Origin of the sequence: Bacillus rugosus (assembly GCF_023238245.1) — a bacterium.
Taxonomy (GTDB): domain Bacteria; phylum Bacillota; class Bacilli; order Bacillales; family Bacillaceae; genus Bacillus; species Bacillus rugosus.
On record NZ_CP096590.1, the window covers coordinates 1,933,492 to 1,953,985 of the forward strand.

The 20,494-nt window shown below is 40.4% G+C and carries 24 protein-coding genes; 19 read left to right on the plus strand and 5 right to left on the minus strand.

From position 1 onward, the window contains the following. Positions 1-102: 102 nt before the first annotated feature. From chrA to M0696_RS09640, 9 genes are all read left to right on the plus strand, one after another. Positions 103-1,287, plus strand: a complete 1,185-nt coding sequence (gene chrA / locus M0696_RS09600) for a chromate efflux transporter (protein ID WP_248602719.1) — start codon at positions 103-105, stop codon at positions 1,285-1,287. Positions 1,288-1,529: 242 nt separating this feature from the next. Next, the gene (locus M0696_RS09605; RefSeq protein WP_222142948.1) at positions 1,530-3,095 is read left to right on the plus strand and encodes a spore germination protein; all 1,566 of its coding nucleotides are present in this window, start codon (positions 1,530-1,532) and stop codon (positions 3,093-3,095) included. A gap of 29 nt (positions 3,096-3,124) precedes the next feature. Beyond that, entirely contained in the window at positions 3,125-4,216 is a 1,092-nt protein-coding gene (locus tag M0696_RS09610) for a spore germination protein (protein WP_166852514.1), read from the plus strand. Between the two features lie 43 nt (positions 4,217-4,259). Next, positions 4,260-5,420 (plus strand): Ger(x)C family spore germination protein, encoded by a 1,161-nt coding sequence (locus M0696_RS09615; RefSeq protein WP_261311357.1) that lies wholly within the window; start codon positions 4,260-4,262, stop codon positions 5,418-5,420. 155 nt (positions 5,421-5,575) lie between these two features. Next, a complete protein-coding gene (locus tag M0696_RS09620; protein ID WP_222142894.1) occupies positions 5,576-6,382 on the plus strand; it encodes a hypothetical protein in 807 nt (268 codons plus the stop codon). A 4-nt stretch (positions 6,383-6,386) separates the two neighbouring features. Further along, entirely contained in the window at positions 6,387-7,007 is a 621-nt protein-coding gene (locus M0696_RS09625) for a DUF4166 domain-containing protein (RefSeq protein WP_222142895.1), read from the plus strand. Continuing rightward, complete coding sequence (locus M0696_RS09630; protein WP_222142949.1) at positions 7,004-8,644, plus strand: YndJ family protein; 1,641 nt, start codon at positions 7,004-7,006, stop codon at positions 8,642-8,644. The genes M0696_RS09625 and M0696_RS09630 overlap by 4 nt, the downstream gene beginning before the upstream one ends. Positions 8,645-8,733: 89 nt before the next feature. After that, positions 8,734-9,048: a hypothetical protein gene (locus M0696_RS09635; RefSeq protein ID WP_222142896.1), complete on the plus strand. Its 315-nt coding sequence runs from the start codon at positions 8,734-8,736 to the stop codon at positions 9,046-9,048. A gap of 231 nt (positions 9,049-9,279) precedes the next feature. Further along, positions 9,280-10,038: a poly-gamma-glutamate hydrolase family protein gene (locus M0696_RS09640; RefSeq protein ID WP_222142897.1), complete on the plus strand. Its 759-nt coding sequence runs from the start codon at positions 9,280-9,282 to the stop codon at positions 10,036-10,038. A 22-nt stretch (positions 10,039-10,060) separates the two neighbouring features. Here M0696_RS09640 and M0696_RS09645 read toward each other — a convergent pair whose 3' ends face one another. Continuing rightward, a complete protein-coding gene (locus tag M0696_RS09645) occupies positions 10,061-10,513 on the minus strand; it encodes a YndM family protein (RefSeq protein ID WP_166852500.1) in 453 nt (150 codons plus the stop codon). Between the two features lie 205 nt (positions 10,514-10,718). Here M0696_RS09645 and fosM point away from each other — a divergent pair, with 205 nt between their 5' ends. Continuing rightward, positions 10,719-11,141: a FosM family fosfomycin resistance protein gene (gene fosM / locus M0696_RS09650; RefSeq protein ID WP_222142898.1), complete on the plus strand. Its 423-nt coding sequence runs from the start codon at positions 10,719-10,721 to the stop codon at positions 11,139-11,141. A gap of 897 nt (positions 11,142-12,038) precedes the next feature. On the opposite strand, the gene lexA is transcribed toward fosM, so the two are convergent. Further along, on the minus strand, positions 12,039-12,656 hold the full coding sequence (gene lexA, locus M0696_RS09655) for a transcriptional repressor LexA (RefSeq protein ID WP_166852495.1): 618 nt from the start codon (positions 12,654-12,656) through the stop codon (positions 12,039-12,041). Between the two features lie 149 nt (positions 12,657-12,805). On the opposite strand from lexA, the gene yneA reads away from it, so the two are divergent. From yneA to M0696_RS09685, 6 genes are all read left to right on the plus strand, one after another. Continuing rightward, the gene (gene yneA, locus M0696_RS09660) at positions 12,806-13,123 is read left to right on the plus strand and encodes a cell division suppressor protein YneA (protein WP_166852493.1); all 318 of its coding nucleotides are present in this window, start codon (positions 12,806-12,808) and stop codon (positions 13,121-13,123) included. Positions 13,124-13,141: 18 nt separating this feature from the next. Continuing rightward, entirely contained in the window at positions 13,142-13,795 is a 654-nt protein-coding gene (locus tag M0696_RS09665) for a YneB family resolvase-like protein (RefSeq protein ID WP_166852490.1), read from the plus strand. A gap of 63 nt (positions 13,796-13,858) precedes the next feature. Further along, positions 13,859-14,092, plus strand: coding sequence for a DUF896 domain-containing protein (locus M0696_RS09670; protein ID WP_222142899.1), 234 nt, complete (start codon positions 13,859-13,861; stop codon positions 14,090-14,092). Between the two features lie 168 nt (positions 14,093-14,260). Continuing rightward, positions 14,261-16,264 (plus strand): transketolase, encoded by a 2,004-nt coding sequence (gene tkt / locus M0696_RS09675; RefSeq protein WP_222142900.1) that lies wholly within the window; start codon positions 14,261-14,263, stop codon positions 16,262-16,264. Between the two features lie 154 nt (positions 16,265-16,418). Continuing rightward, on the plus strand, positions 16,419-16,865 hold the full coding sequence (gene sirA, locus M0696_RS09680) for a sporulation inhibitor of replication protein SirA (protein WP_248602720.1): 447 nt from the start codon (positions 16,419-16,421) through the stop codon (positions 16,863-16,865). An 85-nt stretch (positions 16,866-16,950) separates the two neighbouring features. Beyond that, positions 16,951-17,169, plus strand: coding sequence for a YneF family protein (locus tag M0696_RS09685; RefSeq protein WP_003221221.1), 219 nt, complete (start codon positions 16,951-16,953; stop codon positions 17,167-17,169). 73 nt (positions 17,170-17,242) lie between these two features. Here M0696_RS09685 and ynzD read toward each other — a convergent pair whose 3' ends face one another. Further along, positions 17,243-17,416, minus strand: a complete 174-nt coding sequence (gene ynzD, locus M0696_RS09690; RefSeq protein ID WP_075746460.1) for an aspartyl-phosphate phosphatase YnzD — start codon at positions 17,414-17,416, stop codon at positions 17,243-17,245. A gap of 219 nt (positions 17,417-17,635) precedes the next feature. On the opposite strand from ynzD, the gene ccdA reads away from it, so the two are divergent. The 3 genes from ccdA (at position 17,636) to M0696_RS09705 (ending at position 19,364) form a co-directional block, all read left to right on the plus strand. Then, on the plus strand, positions 17,636-18,343 hold the full coding sequence (ccdA, locus tag M0696_RS09695; protein ID WP_148961714.1) for a cytochrome c-type biogenesis protein CcdA: 708 nt from the start codon (positions 17,636-17,638) through the stop codon (positions 18,341-18,343). Positions 18,344-18,431: 88 nt separating this feature from the next. After that, positions 18,432-18,794, plus strand: coding sequence for a response regulator (locus M0696_RS09700; protein WP_166852478.1), 363 nt, complete (start codon positions 18,432-18,434; stop codon positions 18,792-18,794). 78 nt (positions 18,795-18,872) lie between these two features. After that, complete coding sequence (locus tag M0696_RS09705; protein ID WP_072566335.1) at positions 18,873-19,364, plus strand: CcdC family protein; 492 nt, start codon at positions 18,873-18,875, stop codon at positions 19,362-19,364. A 30-nt stretch (positions 19,365-19,394) separates the two neighbouring features. On the opposite strand, the gene M0696_RS09710 is transcribed toward M0696_RS09705, so the two are convergent. Next, on the minus strand, positions 19,395-19,823 hold the full coding sequence (locus M0696_RS09710) for a DUF2621 domain-containing protein (protein WP_248602721.1): 429 nt from the start codon (positions 19,821-19,823) through the stop codon (positions 19,395-19,397). 232 nt (positions 19,824-20,055) lie between these two features. Further along, positions 20,056-20,448, minus strand: coding sequence for an outer spore coat protein CotM (gene cotM, locus M0696_RS09715; protein WP_166852473.1), 393 nt, complete (start codon positions 20,446-20,448; stop codon positions 20,056-20,058). Positions 20,449-20,494: the final 46 nt, after the last annotated feature.

Sequence of the window (20,494 nt, forward strand, 5' to 3'; positions counted from 1 at the left end):
TCGTTATCATTTCAAACTAGCGCTTGCAAACATGTTTCAGTTTTTTATACTTAAGTGGAGTGTTTCTGCTTTTTAAAAATGCTGAGAACATGGGAGGGAGCAATGCACAAACATAAGCGCAACAGCTTTAAAACTCTGATAGAAATTTTAATTATTTCAACAAGGCTTGGGTTTACATCATTCGGAGGTCCCATTGCTCATCTGGGCTACTTTTATGAAGAATATATTCGCAAAAGAAAATGGCTGGATGAAAAAAGCTATGCTGATTTGGTTGCTTTATGCCAATTTCTGCCTGGACCGGCGAGCAGCCAAGTTGGGATTGGTGTTATGCGTGGCGGGTTACTTGGCGGTATCGTTTCATTTCTTGGCTTTACGCTACCCTCTGTTTTGGCACTTATTTTATTCGCCCTTTTGTTAAAAAGTACCGATATAGAGCAAGCCGGCTGGATTCATGGTTTAAAAATCGTGGCGGTTGCAGTTGTTGCACATGCTATAACAGGAATGGCTCAAAAACTGACGCCTGAAGTTAAGCGAAAAACGATTGCTTTGTTTGCATTGGTTGTTTCACTTTTAGGGCAAACCGCGTTTGCCCAAGCAGGTATTATAATCATCTCAGCAGCAATTGGTTTTTTACTGTTTAAAGACTCTATCGACAAAAAAGAATCAGCATTCCATTTTCCTATTTCTAAGACATTCGGAACAGTGTGTCTTTCATTATTCTTCGTCTTGCTTGTTCTCCTGCCTGTTCTGCGAGAATCTGCGGATTTGCGCTGGCTTTCTATGTTTGACAGCTTTTACAGGGCTGGTTCCTTGGTTTTTGGCGGGGGACATGTTGTATTGCCGTTATTGGAACGGGAATTTGTACCATCCGGAATGATCAGCAAAGAAGCATTTTTAGCAGGATATGGTGCAGCACAAGCTGTGCCGGGTCCGTTATTTACATTTGCCGCCTATCTGGGTGCAGTCATGGGCGGCTGGCAGGGCGGAATGTTAGCTGCTATCGCCATTTTCCTGCCTGCGTTTTTGCTGATTTTAGGTGCGTTGCCCTATTGGGATGTTTTGCGGAGAAATCCTAACCTAAAGGGAGCTCTTGCAGGAGTGAATGCAGCGGTAGTCGGAATTTTAATTTCAGCTTTTTATTTTCCAATTTGGACAAGTGCGATTTTGAATCCGATTGATTTTGCATTTGCGGCCATATTGTTCAGTATGCTTGCTTATTGGAAGCTGCCTCCTTGGGTGATTGTAAGCACTGGTGTGATTGGCGGATTTCTTCTGAACCTTCTATAAATTTGATTCCTTTAAAGCGTGATGAAGACGTTCATCATGCTTTTTTTTATTGAAAAAAAAGACGAACATAAAAAGTAGATGTGCGGGAAAAATAATCCTATTAGACAGAAGGGAATTGGCAGATGGATAACATGATATCAACACTTACTGACTGGATTGTGTGGTTTCAAGCGTTAGTTGTATTTCTCATTCCATATGCAATCTATAAAGTGTTTACTTGGATTCATATATAAGAAGGTGCAATTATGAGGTGGCGGAGCAATCAGTACAAAACACAGAAGCAGCATCAAGAATCAGATCATACAAACACTGAAAAGCAGGATCATGATGTGTTAACCGGTAATGCCGGATATGACATTGAGCATCTAAAAAGGAAAATCGGACATAACGGAGACGTTCATTTCCGTGAACTTGAGATCACTCATTTACATGTGAAAGCAGCATTGATCTTTGTTGATGGACTGTCTGATCAGGATTTGGTCAATAAAGGACTATCAGCGTTAGTCATGAATCAGCCTCATCAGGTAAGTGACGAAATTTCCCAATCTGGTAAAGGTATATTGACTTCGCAGTATATAAAGAATCAAATCGGATCAATCGGTGATGTCATAGAATCAGAGAAAATCAGTGAAATCGTGCTGAATGTTTTTATGGGTTCAACAGCGCTTCTTATTGACGGAATGCCGCAGGCCTTTCTTCTGGGAACAGTAAAAAAACAAAATAGAAGTATCGAGGAGCCGCTTTCAGAAGCACTTGTCAGAGGGCCGCGCACGGGTTTTACAGAAGAGTTGAGTACGAATACAGCTCTTTTAAGACAGCAAGGAAAAAATGATCAATTAACATTGCAGAAATTTGAAGTAGGGACACGGCTAAAAAAGGATTTGATCATTGCTTATATGAATGACATTGCAGATCCCAAAGTGGTCGAGGAAGTAAAAAAAAGAGTAAGAGGGATTGAGATCGATCATTTGCCGGAATCAGGCTACGTTGAACAGCTAATTGAGGATAATTATTTGAGCCCATTCCCGCAAGTACAGAGTACAGAACGGCCTGATCGAGTCATAAGCGGATTAATGGAAGGAAGAGTAGCCATTCTGCTTGACGGCACGCCGTTTGCCTTGCTTGTTCCGGTTACTTTCAGCATGGTGCTTCAATCGCCTGAAGATTATTATGAACGATGGTTCCCAAGCTCGCTCATCAGATTGCTGAGGTTCATTGCGGCAATCATAACGTTATTTGCGCCGGCTTTATATATATCATTTATTTCTTTTCATCCGGGGTTAATTCCGACCAAACTGGCTATTTCAATTTCTGGGACGCGTCAGGGTGTTCCATTTCCATCCCTCATTGAAGCCTTATTTATGGAAATTGCGATCGAAATTTTACGGGAAGCGGGGCTTCGTCTGCCAAAACCGATCGGACCTGCAATAGGAATAGTTGGCGGATTAATTATCGGGGAAGCAGCAGTGCAAGCGGGGATTGTCAGTCCTATCATGGTCATTGTCGTTGCGCTCACAGCAATCTCTTCATTTGCCATCCCGCATTACAGTACAGGGATAGCACTTCGAATGCTTCGGTTTGGTGCAATGTTTTGCGCGGCGGTGTTTGGATTATTTGGTGTCATTATGTATTATCTCCTGCTAAGCAGCCATGTCGTAAAGCTAAAGAGTTTTGGTGTCCCATACGCAAGTCCGGCAGTGCCTTATCACCTGAAAGATTGGAAAGATTTCGTCATCAGAATGCCTCTTTTAGTCATGAAGCGCCGGCCTAAAATGATGAATACAGATAATACAAAACGGGTGAAGTGATGAACTCAACAGGATGGTGATAAAGTCTCATGTTCAGCCCAACCAGTAAAATTACAACCGCTCAAGCAACGATTATCATCATTAATTATATGCTTGCTGCCGGAGTTCTTACGCTCCCTCGGACAGTAACAGAACAAACGAAATCTCCTGATGGATGGATTTCAGTTTTATTAGGCGGGGTCATCGCCGTAATAGCCGGGATCATCATAGTTAAATTAAGCCAGCAGTATCCTAAGGAAACATTTTATGAATATTCCAGACATATTGTAGGGAAATGGATCGGCGGTTTGATCAGTATCGTTTTCATTGCTTATTTTTTGGTGCTCGGTGCATTTGAAGTCAGAGTCATGTCCGAAATCGTGGAGTTTTTTCTCCTTGAAGGGACACCGTCTTGGGCCATTATTATGATAGTTCTTTGGATTGGGCTTTATTCGATTACACAAGGGCTTGATCCGATTGCCCGGCTTTTTGAAATGATCTTTCCGATTACGGTCATCATCTTTTTAACGATAGCCCTCATGAGCATAGGGATATTTGAGATCAACAATTTACGCCCTGTATTTGGGGATGGAATAATGCCGATTCTCAAAGGAGTAAAGACAACGACCCTTTCGTTTACATGTTCGGAAATTATGCTCATTTTAGTGGCGTTTATGAAAAAACCAAAGAATGCAATGAAAGCCGTTGTGTTCGGGACAGGTGTTGTGAGCTGTTTTTATATCATTACGCTGATTATGGTTATCGGTGCACTATCAGTTGATGGAGTTGTGACGAGAACATGGCCGGGACTTGACCTGATGAGAAGTTTTGAAATACCTGGTTTAATATTTGAACGGTTTGAATCATTTCTGCTTGTCATTTGGATTATGCAGCTTTTTGCGACATTTATTATCACTTTTTATGCAGCTTCTTTGGGAGTCTCGCAAGTTTTCAAAAAGAAACCACTTTCTTGTATGTTTGGGCTGCTTCCTGTTATTTATATCTTCTCTTGCATGCCAAAAAATGAAAATGACGTGTTTATTTTGGGCGATATGGTCAGTCATTTGGCTTTGTATATATTTGGCGCTTTGCCGATTTTGCTTTTAGTCATATCGAAATGGAGGAAAAGAGGTGAAAAGTAACATAAAACATCCAGTGTCCGCTATTGTCATAGTATGTCTGCTGATGGTTTGCGTAACAGGATGCTGGAGCAGCCGGGAAATAGAAGAGCTGGGTCTCACATTCGCTATCGCAATTGATAAAGGAAGAGAAACAAACACTGAAAAAGAGTTACAAGAAGAGGGCGGGAGCTATCCGAAAAAAGACAACATTACGCTGACCTATCAATTTGTTAATGAAAAAGCGGCAGGCGCGGGTACAAGCGGAGGAGGCGGTGGCGCACAAGGGGCGCAAAAAGCGTATATTAATATTAGTGAAACGGGGGATTCGTTACAGCAGATTGGAAGTGAGGTTGCGTTAAGAAGGGACCGTGAAGTATTTAGCCCGCATTTAAAAGTTGTGGTCATGAGTGAAGATGTGCTGCGTACATATCCTATCGACAAAATGCTAGATCAGCTTTTTCGTGATAATGAAATCAGGCTGAGCTGTCTTGTTTTATCTGCAAAAGGGCAGGCGAGAGATGCCCTTCAGCTGAAAGAGAGCGGTGAAATTCCTGCATTTCGGCTGATTGGATTAGGCGAAAATGAACATAAAGTTTCACGAATTCTTCCCCCTGTGACACTCGCGAAACTAATCGGAAAACTGCATTCCGGCAGCAGTTTTTTATTGCAAAATGTGGTCTCGGCAAATGGAGCGGTCAAGTTTTCCGGAGCAGCGGTAATCAACGGGAAGTCTAAAAAAATGATCGGCACTTTAAATGAATATGAAACGGAGGGGATTACATGGATTGCCGGGGAGGGAAAAGGCGGAGTTGTCAAAAGCTATGATAAAAAGAGCCAACAGGTGATTGCTTATGATATCAATAACATAAAAAGCAAAATCAAGCCGATAGTAAAAGGAACAGATATTTCATTCCATGTCGATATAAAATCAGAAGGAGATTTGGTTGAAAACTGGAACACAAAAGAGACGTTGGACACTCAGTTTTTAGAACGTATTGAAACCAATACTGAAAATGAAGTAAAGAAAATAGTCGATAATGTATTAAAAAAAATCCAGCATGAATATAAAGTAGATGTTGCGGGTTTTGATGAATCTTTAAGACTTGAGCATCCGGGCTTATGGAAAAAGATGAAAAATAACTGGGATGACACCTTCAGTAAGGCTGACATCACTTACAGCGTAAACGCCACAATTAATCATTATGGAACGGTTAAAACTCAGTGATGAAATAAATAGATGCTTAAAAAGAAGAGAGGGGAATATCTCTTCTTTTTCTATGCATTTTTCAGGATTAAAATACTTTTTTTAGGAAGATGTATTTTTAAAAACGATCAATATGCTAATATAGGAATTGCTTCAAATAGAAGGGAGGAGGGGCTATGAGACAGAAACCGATTTATGTAGAAATCAAAATGAGATCTGATCTGGATAAGCTCTGGGAATATACACAAAACCCATCGTTGCATAAAGAGTGGGACCTCCGGTTTTCAAACATCACGTATTTGCATAAGCAGCCTTGCGAAAGGCAGCAGTTTCTTTACGAAACAAGGATAGGCTTTGGTTTAAAGGTATCGGGTACAGGAGAAACAGTCGGTGTATTCGACAAATGTTCATCTGAAAGAGTTTCCTCACTGGCTTTTAGCTCTGATCATCCGTTATCTCTGATTCAGCATGGCAGCGGGTACTGGAAGTATATACAACGAGACAACGGGAAAATGACGTTTTTAACACAGTACCAATACAAAACAGCCTACGGAGTGCCGGGAAGATGGATCGATTGCTTATTATTTCGGCCGCTTCTTGGCTGGGCGACTGCATGGAGTTTCGATGCTTTAAGACTTTGGATTGAGCAAAATAAACATCCGAAACACTCCATTCGATCTGCTATCGTCTATGTGTTAATGTGTCTGTTTTTCAGTCTGTTTTGGATTTATCAAGGTTTTACAGGTTTTGAAACAAGCATTTTAGTAGGAACAGCTGAGATAGGATGCGGTATTTTGTGGCTGATTCCATTAAAGAGAAAGTGGATCATTCATGTTGTCCAGGCTTGTATTTTTGCTGGATTCGCTTTTCTAGGTTCTGAGATATTATTATGGATTCTGTTAAGTGTTTTTTCTGCGGCAAGCGGCATTCTTAGTCTGCAGCTCCCCAGTGCCCGGCATACAAAACGAAAGAGAAAGAAGTGACATTGTGAGTTCGATATATGAAAAAACGATCAAGAACTATCATTTGCTGCATCCCAAGCTGCAAAAACGATATCAATTAGACGAATCTCATACATTCAGCGGGACAGGAACGATGTCAGAAATAAGCGGAGGCTCTTTTCTGGTCAGAATGCTGTTAAAGCTGGGTGTTTTTTTCAGGTGCTTCTTTTCAGAAAGAGGCAAAGACATCCCATTTATGATAAAAAATAGAACTTGTCTTTTGAATCGGGAACATACCGGAATAGAATGGAAACGTACATTTTTCTTTACAGGCAAAAAACGTTTCTTTGACGCGATCATGGTATACGACGAAAAAGAAGATAGAATGCTTGATTTCTTCGGCAAACCTCATCTTCTGCTGTCTGTTTTAGCATTCGAGGCATCTCCTGACGGCTCTCTAACGATTACTTCGGGAAAGCAATGGCTATTGATATGCGGAAAAAGAATACCGCTACCAAAATGGCTGACCGGTACATCCGTTGTTTGCGAAACGTTTGACGAAAGCAAAAATTGCTTCACCATTCAAGTGCATGTCCAAAATACAATTCTCGGGACTCTTTTCTTTTATAAAGGAACGTTTCAGGAAGAAGAGTTAGAATCATGCTGAAACGAAATGGCATGGTCAGTGCGCTTTGCTTTATAGGATTTCTTGCGGCGGAAACACCCCATATCTCAGTGGCAGAGGCACTTGTTTTGTTATCCATTCTTATTTTCGTACCGGGAATTTTTCCTTTTGTCTTTCATCAACCTCAGTTTCGGGCTGCTCAATCTCTAGAATCTGCGTTAATGAAGTGCTATCCGGCAGCAGCTATCTTTGCGGTGCTGGCTCTTGTGACAGACATCGGGGGTTTCGCGCTGATCTGGTGGATGTACACAGTATTTATGGCGTTATATGCGATTCTTCGCCTCTGGCAAACAAAGATACATAGAATCGAAGAGACATCAGTTCTGTTCGGGCTTATCTATTTGGCGGGCGGAGGGTTTTGGTTTTTTGCTTATACTGCACATTTGCAGATCATGCAATTCGGCCCTCTCATCATTTTGCTGACTGCTGTCCACTTTCACTATTCAGCTTTTCTTATCCCGATCTTTAATGGCTTGCTCGGGAGAATCACCAGAAAAAATCGGATATTGTACAGGTGGATAACATGGGTGATTTTAATTTCGCCCCTTCTTATCGCGCTTGGCATCACATATTCAAAAACACTTGATATCATTGCGGTTGGCATCTATATGGCGGCGCTTTATCTTCACACATTTTTGGTGTTCACCACAGCTTTTCGAAGCACGACAGGGAAATTTCTTATTCGGCTTTCTTCTGCCGTACTAATGATAACGATCACTTTCTCGATGGTTTATTCATTTGGTGTATTTCGGCAAGACGTTACACTAACCATTAATCAGATGATTTGGATTCACGGTTTTGTTAACGCGTTTTTTGTTATATTGCCCGCTCTCATAGGATGGAGAATAGAAGATCCGAAGCCCTTTGATGCAGACAGCGGAAAGGCATTCAGCCGTATCTACGGAAAAAGAAGGATTGGAAAAGACTTTTTAGCTAACATTCAAGCTGAAAATAACGTACCGTACAGAGGGCTTGTGGATGATATGGGAAGCCTTCGTTCAAAAGATTTTTTACCGGAAAATCTGGCGCCGTTCATCCTATCGTTTTATGAACAAACCATTGATTATAATGTAAAGGCAAAAGTGACGTGGAGCACATGGTTTCGGCCGTTTGCAATTGTTTACGAATGGTTCAGCAGAAGAACCGGCCAAATACATCTGTCGACGAACCCTGACTGGTATAGGATGTCCAGCTCGATAAAGGGTGTTGAAACGAAAAAAGACGGAAGAAAAAAAGTGCGTGCCTGGATCAGAACAAATGAAAAAGACGAAACCATTTTTACAGCTTTATATTCAGTGTATCGTTCAAATGGAGAAGGGTATATGAACATCTCTCTCCCGCTTCCATTCAGCAGCATGACAGGCATTTTAAAGCCTTATCATCATCAGGAGAGGCTGGTTTTGACAAGCAGGCGGAGAAAAAGCGGAGCCGGGGATGAGGGGATTTATCTGCAAACAATAGCGGGAACTTGTCCGCTGCCTTTATCTGAAACCTTTCTGATAGAAGCTGCGTATGACAACAGATTAACCGCTATTCATCATATGTGGCTGTTTGGAATAAAATTTCTAACTGTTCATTACAGTATTACACATATTGCCCGCCCAAATGAAAGAACCTAACACAAAGAAGAGGCTCCGGCTGACATCTGTTTGCGTATCGATCAGCCTCATTCCCATTCTGCGCATCTAGACAGGAAAGGAAGGATATTATGATGTTTTATATCAGTTGTTTTCTGATTCTTTGGCTAGCTGCGGGGTTTACAGTGGGAATGAAACAAGTGTATGTCGATCAGCTGTTCGATAAAGACGTGATCGAAAGACTGGAAAAAGAAGCGGGTAATCATGGGCGCGCTGACCGGATGATCAATCAGCGTGTCCTTTACATCGCAGCAGTGACATTAAGCGGGTTTATCGCTGTTTATTATGAAGTGAAAACAATCCCGCAAAGGCAAAAAATAAGGAAAATTGAAAAAAACATCATGAAACTGAATAAAGAAAAGAAAAGAAGAATGAAAAGAAAATAAAAATGCACAGGCCAAAGGGCAGGTGCGTTTTTTGGTTTGATATGAGAATAGGGAAAAAGGAAGGTGGTTCCAACTTACTTTTCATAAATTCAGAAATGGGAAGAACAGCGCCCGGGCTAATGGTATATAATATTGTGAATTTAACAAAAATTTAACAAGGAGGACGAGAAATTCGTGCTAAAGCCTCAAAGAAACCGACATCCTGTTGATATGGACTTAGAGGCGGAGTAGATGAAACCGGCCAAAGTATCCCTGCTCCGCCGTTTGCTCCATTCCTTGAAGCATGTTGATTGTAACATAGCCAAACGTTTTCCATCAACTCTTAATATTGTAAAATTATTGTTTGTTTTTATGGTATTTACTCCGATTTCTTCAATATATGCTGAAGATGTATATCAGAATTTTGAGGAATTAAAACACAATGAAGACCCTTCTGATTACGGCATTGTTACGAAGGAAGCCGGCAGCCCTGTCCTTGTTTTAGCGATTCACGGAGGAGGTATTGAAGGCGGGACAAGTGAAATAGCAAGAGAGCTCAGCAAAGAGTACTCAATGTATTTATTTGAAGGCTTAAAATCTTCAGGAAACTCAGTGCTTCATATTACAAGCACGCATTTTGATGAGCCTCGGGCTCTGAAGATGACAGGAAGTCATGAATATGTCATTTCATTGCATGGGTATGCAGAAGAAGATCAGCAGATCGAAGTCGGCGGTACAGATCGCATAAGAGCGGCAGATTTAGTTGAAAAACTGCAAAATGAGGGTTTTCCAGCTGTATTGCTCAGTACAGACCATCCGCATGCAGGTGTAAGTCCGAATAACATTGCAAATAAATCAAAAACAGGTTTGAGCATCCAGTTAGAAATGAGCACAGGTTTTAGAAGATCTTTGTTTGGCATTTTTTCTTTAAGAAGCAGATCTGTTACTCAAAATGAAAGGTTTTATGATTTTACTGAGGTAATGTCCCGTTTTATCAATAATAGCTACTGAAAAATAGGAGGCACTAAGCCTCCTATTCCTCATGCTGCTCTTTCGTAACGTCAGGAAATAGCTCGTCTGAGGCTTCTATTTGATACTGCAGCGTGTTATCTCTGACTGGCAGTTCATTTCGGAAGGTTTCATCCAGCACATTTTTTAGCAAATACCGATGAAAAAAGTATTCAAAAACAGTTAGACAGGCAGCGGAAAGCAGAGCAGCTGCAAATGGTGAGAAACCGTTTCTTGTTTGGGTTAAAACAAAGACCCAAAGAATAACGAATGAAAGTCCAAAGTCAGCCAATGAAGCTGTAATATTGTTTGTTCTGGGAAGGACGAGTATGTCACCGGATAGATAGGAAACAAAACCTAAGAAAAGTGCAATAAACATCACACTTAAAAAGGGCGCGTGATAGAATCTGTCCAAAATCACATATAAAAGGGCGAGAGTAAAAGCAACCTTTGAAGCAAGAGCAATGATATGTTTCATTTGACCACCTAAATTGTTATTTTTGAAGAAAACCCTTGGCAGTAAACAAATTATTCAAATCGAACCCATAAAAGGCCATCGCTGTACAGTCATTATTTTAAACAATCCGATTTTGTTTACACTGGTATTTTTTTCTGGCTGGATGAAACTTTCTTGGAAAAAAGTCGTACAAATGAATGATCAGCTTTCAAGGAGGGGATGATTTGTGAAGATAAAAGGAATCAATCACTTGTTATTTTCAGTTTCTCATCTGGATACATCAATTGATTTTTATCAAAAAGTGTTTGATGCAAAGCTTCTGGTAAAGGGAAGAACAACAGCATATTTTGATTTAAATGGCATCTGGCTTGCGCTTAATGAAGAATCTGACATTCCGAGAAATGACATTAAGGCGTCTTATACACATATTGCTTTTACTATTGAAGATCATGAGTTTGCGGAAATGTCAGCAAAATTAAAAAGGCTTCATGTCAATATTCTGCCTGGCAGAGAACGAGATGAACGCGATCGAAAATCAATTTATTTTACCGACCCTGACGGCCATAAATTTGAATTTCATACCGGAACCCTTCAAGACAGGCTTCGTTATTATAAACAGCAAAAAACGCATATGAATTTTTATGATTGAGACGACCTCTTGCTACTACACAGAACATATACATAAAAATCATGTATGGTTAAAATATGGTAAGGGAGGGATGTGATTGAAAATATAAATCCTAGGCTTAACAACAGTTTTGAATTGTTTTTTTAGCATTAGCAGTACCCATGCGTCAGCTTTAGATTTTGATTACAAAACAGACTTTATTTTAAATGACAGCACAAAAACGTTTGTTCTGGAAAATATCAGTGATGTTCCGGCGATCGACTAATTTTTAGGCTATCAGTTTACCATATTGGGAGCCAATACTTGTTCAGTTGAGGTTAAACTTCAGCGGATGGGGCTTATGGGAGAATATACAACACTGAGTACGAGGCAATTCAGCGGCAGCTGGTTTGATTTTAGTGCTCAGGATAAGGTTGCTATCGATTCATTTCACCGTTACCGTATATTTGCAGAAGAACATTCAGAAGACTGTACAAGTGTTCGGGTAAAGGGCAGTTATGGTATACAATATGTTTCATTTTAATTGAAGCTCACGTTGATCAAGAGAAGTGAGCTGTTTTTTTGGAAAATGTTGAACCAACTATACAATGTACTAAATTTTCATTGAAACTCAATTGCCGCGCTCCTTACATAAACATGAAGCAACATCATTCCACGACCTAAGAAAATGAAACATTTTTAAGGAGATAACGTCTAATGTTTTAAACGGACATTATTATGATAAAAGTTTCCTGAAGGAAAGAAAATTTCTTGACTTCAACAATTATTTAGTGGATAATTATGGTGTAAACATGATGTTCTTTTTCCTCCTATTCAGGCTCGCACCCAAAAGTCAGGGCGAGCCTGCTTTTTTCGTACAATAAACCCCCTCTCCGTAAAGGAAGAGGGGGTTTTTCATGCATCTGATAGATCAATAGGTTAATGGACGGTTCTGAACACGCCAATCACTTTCCCTAGAATGCTGACATTCTGCAAGATGATAGGTTCCATCGTTGGGTTTTCAGGCTGTAAGCGAATGTGAGTATCCTCTTTATAGAAACGTTTTACCGTAGCTTCATCATCTTCTGTCATCGCCACTACAATTTCCCCGTTGTTCGCTGTATTTTGCTGTTTAACGATGACATAATCCTTATCGAAAATACCAGCTTCAATCATACTGTCTCCCATAATCTCCAGCATAAACACGTGCTCGTCAGGAGGAACCATACGGTCAGGAAGAGGAAAATATTCTTCAATATTTTCTACTGCTGTAATAGGAGATCCCGCCGTGACTTTCCCAATGACTGGTACATTTACGACCTGGCTTTGCGGAATGTCTACTTCTTCATCAAGTATTTCTATTGCTCTAGGTTTTGTCGGATCCCGTCTGATCAGCCCTTTTGTTTCCAAACGGGCCAAATGGCCGTGTACAGTTGAGCTGGACGCAAGCCCGACAGCCTCTCCGATTTCTCTCACGGAAGGCGGATATCCTTTTGATTTAACCTCTGCTTTAATAAAACGGAGGATATCAAGTTGCCTTTTTGATAGCTTCGTCATTTTTCGCACCTCAAAACGTCGATTTTAAGTAGATTATAGCATGATTTTCCTTACAGTACAAACATAGGTTCGAAAAAACAATTGACAGAAACGTTTGTTCGTATATACTGAAATTATAAAAAAGCGAACAAACATTCCTGTTGGAGGTTATGATCATGAGTAAAGAATCTATTATTTTTGTCGGTCTGTTCACAGTGATTTTGAGCGCGGTTATCCTTTTGCTATCATATACAAGCAGCGGTCAGGAGCTTAATCAGTATGTTAAAATAGAAGTCCAGCAGGGCGACACACTTTGGTCAATTGCTGATCAGGTAGCAGATACAAAAAAGATAAACAAAAATGATTTTATTGAATGGGTAGCTGATAACAATCATCTTCAGACGTCTGATATCCAGCCGGGAGATGAGTTGGTGATTCCGTTGAAAAAGAAGCATCAGGATGCATATGAATTGGCAACTGTAAGATAGAGAGGAAAGATAGAAAAAATGAAAGCACTCATTTATGCCCGCGTAAGCACAAATAAAGAACAGCAGGAGACTTCATTAAAGCGGCAGGAGGAGGAGCTTACGGCCATTGCAGCCGAGAACGGCATGGAAGTCCTCAAAGTGATTTCTGAAAAAGCCAGCGGATACGAAATGGATCGGGACGGTGTATTTGAACTGCTTGATGAGATCAAAAATTCTGGAATTGATGTCATTTTGGTTCAGGATGAGACAAGGCTCGGGCGGGGAAATGCAAAAATCGCATTGCTTCATTGTATCTACAGAGAAGGTGTGAAAGTCTATACAACGGCTCACAGAGGTGAGCTGGAGCTATCGGAGGCTGACTCGATGGTGCTGGAGATCGTCAGCATTGTGGAGGAATACCAGCGGAAAATTCACAACATGAAAATCAAGCGGGGAATGAAGCGTGCAGTAAAAAATGGTTTTAAACCGCAAAAAAACCTGAAAAATCAACATGAAAACAGCGGAAAAGAAAGAATAGAGGTCCCAATCTCAGAGATCGTCCGTCTAAGAGCGAATAAACTGACGTTCGCAGAAATCGCGGCTACGCTAAGAGGGTTTGGCTATGATGTGTCTAAAGCGACCGTCCACCGGCGGTTTCAGGAATACATAGAGAATGACGAGACAGCCGAGTGAATCAGTTGTAAAACTCTTTTTGATCTAGTACTATATAGACAAAATGCAATAAAGGAGTTTAACATGATTTCAAACGCAAAAATTGCCAGAATTAATGAACTTGCTGCGAAAGCTAAAGCTGGCGTTATGACTGAAGAAGAAAAAGCCGAACAGCAAAAGCTTCGTCAAGAGTACCTGAAAGGTTTTCGCTCTTCTATGAAAAACACATTAAAAAGTGTGAAAATCATTGACCCTGAAGGCAATGATGTAACACCAGAAAAGCTAAAAAAAGAACAAAGAAATAACAAACTTCACTAATATAAGAGGAATACGGAAATATCGTATTCCTCTTTTGCATATACTATAAGCAAAACTCTTATGTGACAAAATTCAACAAGTTTCTCTCAAATTTAAGCTGAAACAGTTGAGAAAAAGTCGTCAGACATTTATGATGTAAGGGTACAACACATAAGGAAGGGGATTTTTATGGATACAATTGAAAAGAAATCAGTTGCTACCATTCGCACACTGTCAATAGACGCTATTGAAAAAGCAAATTCTGGTCACCCAGGGATGCCAATGGGGGCCGCTCCAATGGCATACACGCTGTGGACAAAATTTATGAACGTAAGTCCAGCAAACCCTGGCTGGTTTAACCGTGACCGTTTTGTTTTATCTGCTGGACACGGATCAGCACTTTTATACAGCATGCTTCATTTAAGCGGGTTTGATCTTAGCATCGAAGATCTTAAGGGATTCCGCCAGTGGGGCAGCAAAACACCTGGACATCCGGAATTCGGACATACTGCCGGTGTTGATGCGACAACAGGTCCGCTTGGCCAAGGAATTGCCATGGCAGTCGGAATGGCTATCGCTGAACGCCATTTAGCTGAAACTTACAACCGTGATTCATTTAACGTAGTCGATCATTATACATACAGTATTTGCGGTGATGGTGATTTAATGGAAGGTATTTCTTCTGAAGCCGCTTCACTCGCAGGCCATCTTCAGCTTGGCCGTCTGATCGTATTATACGATTCTAATGACATCTCTCTCGATGGAGATCTCGACCGTTCATTCTCTGAAAACGTGAAACAGCGATTTGAAGCAATGAATTGGGAAGTTCTTTATGTTGAGGATGGAAACAATATTGAAGAATTAACAGCGGCTATCGAAAAAGCACGCCAAAATGAAAAGAAACCTACATTAATTGAAGTGAAAACGACAATCGGATTCGGTTCACCTAACCGTGCCGGCACATCTGGTGTTCACGGTGCTCCGCTTGGTAAAGAGGAAAGCAAGTTAACAAAAGAAGCTTACGCGTGGACGTATGAAGAAGATTTCTACGTTCCGTCAGAAGTATATGAGCATTTCGCTTCAGCGGTTAAAGAATCAGGCGAGAAAAAGGAACAGGAATGGAAAGCCCAATTCGCTAAATATAAAGAAGTTTATCCTGAACTTGCTGAACAGCTTGAGCTTGCAATCAAAGGAGAGCTTCCAAAGGACTGGGATCAAGAGGTTCCTGTTTATGAAAAAGGAAGCAGCCTGGCATCACGTGCATCTTCTGGTGAAGTTCTCAACGGACTTGCGAAAAAAATTCCTTTCTTTGTCGGAGGATCTGCTGACCTAGCGGGATCAAACAAAACGACAATTAAAAATGCCGGTGATTTTACAGCGGTTGATTACTCAGGCAAAAACTTCTGGTTTGGTGTTCGTGAATTTGCAATGGGTGCAGCCTTAAATGGTATGGCGCTTCATGGCGGACTTCGTGTATTCGGCGGAACTTTCTTTGTCTTCTCTGATTACCTGCGTCCGGCGATTCGCCTTGCAGCATTAATGGGTCTTCCTGTCACTTATGTCTTCACACATGACAGTATTGCTGTAGGTGAAGACGGCCCGACTCACGAGCCTGTTGAGCAGCTTGCTTCACTCCGTGCGATGCCTAATCTTTCCTTGATGCGTCCTGCAGACGGCAACGAGACAGCGGCAGCATGGAAGCTTGCAGTGCAAAGCACTGATCAGCCAACAGCGTTAGTATTGACACGCCAAAACCTTCCTACGATCGATCAAACAGCTGAAGAAGCATTGGCAGGAGTAGAAAAAGGTGCATATGTCGTTTCTAAATCTAAAAACGAAACACCTGACGCTCTTCTTATCGCTTCTGGCTCTGAAGTAGGTCTTGCGATTGAAGCACAGGCTGAATTGGCTAAAGAAAATATTGATGTTTCTGTTGTCAGCATGCCTTCAATGGACCGTTTCGATAAACAATCTGATGAATACAAAAACTCTGTTCTTCCTGCAGAGGTGAAAAAACGTCTTGCGATTGAGATGGGCGCATCATTTGGATGGGGCAAATACACAGGGCTTGAAGGAGACGTGCTCGGCATAGACCGATTCGGTGCATCTGCTCCTGGTGAAACCGTCATCAATGAATACGGCTTCTCAGTTCCAAACGTAGTGAGCCGAGTTAAAGCATTAATCAATAAGTAAGAGTCTTTTAAAGAGGATGAGTCAAATCATCCTCTTTTTCTTGTTTATCCGACAAAAATAGTATTGGCTGTTTAACAGTAATAGACAATTCTTTCTTTTCTTCTTTTGTATAATAGAGAGCAAATGAAATGCTGCTGGAAAAGGGGATGAAAAGATGGAACGTCACTACTATACGCACCTGATAAAAGAGGAGTTTGCTAATCACTATTTCGGGCGGGAATCGGTTATGTTTGAGCTGTTTCAAGACTATCATTGGACTAGCCTGACAAAGCAGCAGTATCAAATGACAGAGAAACAGATTCAATATATTACACAGCCAATCCCGATTTTACATATGCATCAGCGATTAAAAATGAATTTAAACAATACGGATTACAGGCAGCTGGATTATATTTATAGATTAGCTTTGCCGAAAGCAAAAGGCCACGCTACGCTTATGATGAAGGAGCATATGATAGAAATAGTGGCTTCGGGGGATTACGAGGCAGAAACGATTTTCTTTGAAGTATTGAGAAAAGTAAGCCCTTGCTTTCTGGCTATGGATTTCAATTCGAAGCGTTATGGATGGCTAAATCCGGTGAAAGAAAGAAATTTTGTCTAAAACCGAAGAAAAAGAGATGTAAATGTTGTATAATAGCTTTTGGTTTAGTACACTTTAAACTAGACAACATGAAGGAGGAAATAAAATGACTTTATGGGTTGGCATCCTAGTGGGCGTTGTTGCATTGCTCATAGGTGTTGCACTCGGGTTTTTTATTGCTCGTAAATATATGATGAGCTATCTTAAAAAGAATCCGCCTATTAATGAACAAATGTTACGCATGATGATGATGCAAATGGGAATGAAACCTTCTCAAAAGAAAATCAATCAAATGATGAAAGCCATGAATAATCAAACGAAATAATACGTAAAGATTATGATATAGAGAAACATGGTTATAAAATAAAAAACCCTTATACGGGTTTTTTATTTTGCAATCATTCATCACCCGCTACTGCTCGAAGGCGCTGCTTTTGATATTGTATGAGAAGATGGTCAAGCTCCTGACTGAGCTCTATCGTAATATGAGATGTCATTCCGTTCACCATGACAATTTGCAGCAGCTCTGCTCTTTTTTTTTCAATTTCATTTAATAGATGCTCTCTAATCACAGGGATGTATCCTTTCATACATTAGATCTTCAAAGTGAATGTTTATATTATATCCATATTTATACTAATTTTCAAATGAGAAGGAGTACAATATCTCAATGTCAAATTAAATTATATAAGTTTTTTTTGAAAATAGAAATCCTTCAAGTGAAAGTGTTAAAAAAATGAAATGATTTTGTCATAACTTGAAGGAATGTCAAATCATGAAGGGATGATGACATGGGAGACGTGAATTACTTTTTGACATTCGGGGCGGGATTTTTATCCTTTATTTCGCCTTGCTGCCTGCCGCTCTACCCAGCTTTCTTGTCATATATTACAGGAGTCAGTATGGATGATGTGAAAACAGAAAAGCTGTTGCTGCAGAAAAGAAGCTTGTTTCATACTTTATGTTTTTTGCTTGGCTTTTCAGTCATTTTTATCGCTTTAGGCTATGGAACATCTTTTATTGGCAGCCTGTTTAGGGATTATCACGATGCGATTCGGCAAATTGGCGCATTGCTTATTATTTTGTTCGGTTTCATTACGCTTGGTGTGTTCCGGCCTGAGGCCATGATGAAAGAGCGGAGAATCCATTTTAAACATAAACCAAGCGGATTTTTAGGCTCCGTCTTAATCGGAATGGCATTTGCGGCGGGATGGACGCCATGTACAGGTCCGATATTGGCTGCTGTGATCACACTTGCAAGCACAAATCCAGGCTCAGCGGTGCCGTACATGATGTTATATGTACTTGGTTTTGCTGTCCCGTTTCTATTATTGTCTTTCTTCATCACAAAGCTGAAGTGGATAAGAAAGAACCAGCTTTTGATCATGAAAGCAGGCGGCGTTTTGATGATTGTGATCGGTGTGTTGTTATTCTTTAATTGGATGAGCCTGATTATTATTTTGCTGTCAGATCTTTTTGGAGGATTTACTGGTTTTTGACGGTAAATTACTTTCGTACTACTATTAGTCCTTTTGTTTTTGGTACAATAAGACTATTATATGTGGAAATCGATTGTTGGAGGGGAATATGACAAGAGTTTTAGTTGTAGACGACGCCAAGTTCATGAGGGTGAAAATCAGAGAGATCTTGGAAGAGGCAAATTACATAATCGCAGGCGAAGCGGCAGACGGTGAGCAAGCAGCGGAACTGTATAAAAAACTGCGGCCAGACATCGTGACAATGGATATTACAATGCCAGTGAAAAACGGCATTAAGGCGCTACGTGATATCTTAACCTTTGATCCTAAAGCGAAGGTCATCATGTGCACCGCCATGCGCCAGCAAAGAATTGTAACGGAAGCGATTGAGCTGGGGGCAAAGGACTTTATTGTCAAGCCGTTCGAGGAAACAAAAGTGTTGGAAGCTGTCAGCCGCGTTATGGGATATTAACGTCATTTCTTTTCAAAATGGTTTTTTTTATTGTTTTGGAGTATAGTATATAGTATCAACACTCCTAGAAACAAAGGAATGATAAGTATGATGATTATAGTTTCATCGATTATTGCTGTGTTAATGGCTGTAGCTGTGATGGTGGTCAGAATAAAGTCCTCTGACAAGCCCGTTTCACCGAAAAAAATCATTCTTCCGCCGATTTTTATGAGTACGGGAGCGTTAATGTTTTTATTTCCGGTATTTTGGGTCACTGGTGCAGAGTTTTTAGAATCAATCACTTTAGGCGTGATTTTCTCTATTTTTCTCATCAAAACTTCTAAGTTTGAAATTAAAAATAATGAAATTTACATGAAACGCTCTAAAGCATTCGTATTTATATTAGTCGGCCTTTTGGTGATCAGAATCGCGATGAAATCGATCTTGAGCACATCAATTGACTACGGCGCACTGAGTGGAATGTTTTGGATTCTGGCATTCGGTATGATCGTCCCGTGGAGAATCGCCATGTATTTATCATATCGAAAACTTCATAACGAGCTGCAGTCAGCTAATATTCAAATGAATTAAAAAACCTTTCCTCCTATCAGGAAAGGTTTTTTATTTAAGAAGAGTCTGATAAGGCTCGAGATCAATTTTTTTGTCCCGCAGATGTCTTTTTAAGAAGGTGTGGTCTCTTTTAGGAGTTGCGAGAATGTAGCCTCTGATCATCAGTTGCTGATCAATCTTTGATACCTTTTCTTCTAATGCAAGTTCACCGATTTTGCCTGCGATTTTCGCTTTTGCTGCATCTCTGAACAGCTCCGGAACCGGCGATACCAATTCATTAAGAAATTGTTTGTTTTCATTGCTCCACAAATGCCTGCTGTTTTCAATATAGTAATCCTGCCAATCAAGCTCTGACCTGCCGTCTTCTTTCGGTAAACGCTTTAAAAACTTTCGAAACATAAAAAAACCGCCGATTGATAATAAGACAACCATCATGATTACCCAAAACAGAATAAACCACAAAAACCAGCCTTTCAGCATCAATCATTCCCCCCTTATTCTAACCATATTGTATACGAAGAAAGATTAGAAGAACACAGTAAAAAAAGAATAGAAAAAGTGATAGACGTCTAGTCAAAAGAGATAGTAGATCATATTCTATTGTATAGTGAATCTGCTATTTGGCCATGGGAGAGTCACTAGAGGGTATTTGACGATAAATGGACGGAAAAAAAGTCACTTTCATAATAGGGGATGAAAGTGACTTTTTATGTTAGCTAAGAGGGAATTGAAGAGAAAAAGAAGAACCATTCTCTGTTTCTTTATTCACTGCAACTGTGAGTATTTGATTTTCGCATTCGGTTTGAATGGTTTTGTCATTAAAATAAAAAGGAAGCATCATTTGTTTTTCAAAAGTCTGCCCTGACGATTTGACTGTTAAAATGAACTCGCATCCAGACAGGGTAACCGTTACTTGTGTCGGCTGTAAAAAAGTCAGATCTGCTTCAATAATATACTGCTGACTTGTTTCATATAAATCAATAGGCAATGTTTCGTCGTACCAGGCGAAGGGGTCTTCAAAAAATTGCCGAAGCCATTCATCCATACTATCGAAATCATTAGCATCATTACGTTTTGAATGGGTCATGGAAGCATTCCTCCACATATCAACCTTGCTTTACATCATATGCGGAATATCAGAAATGGGTGAA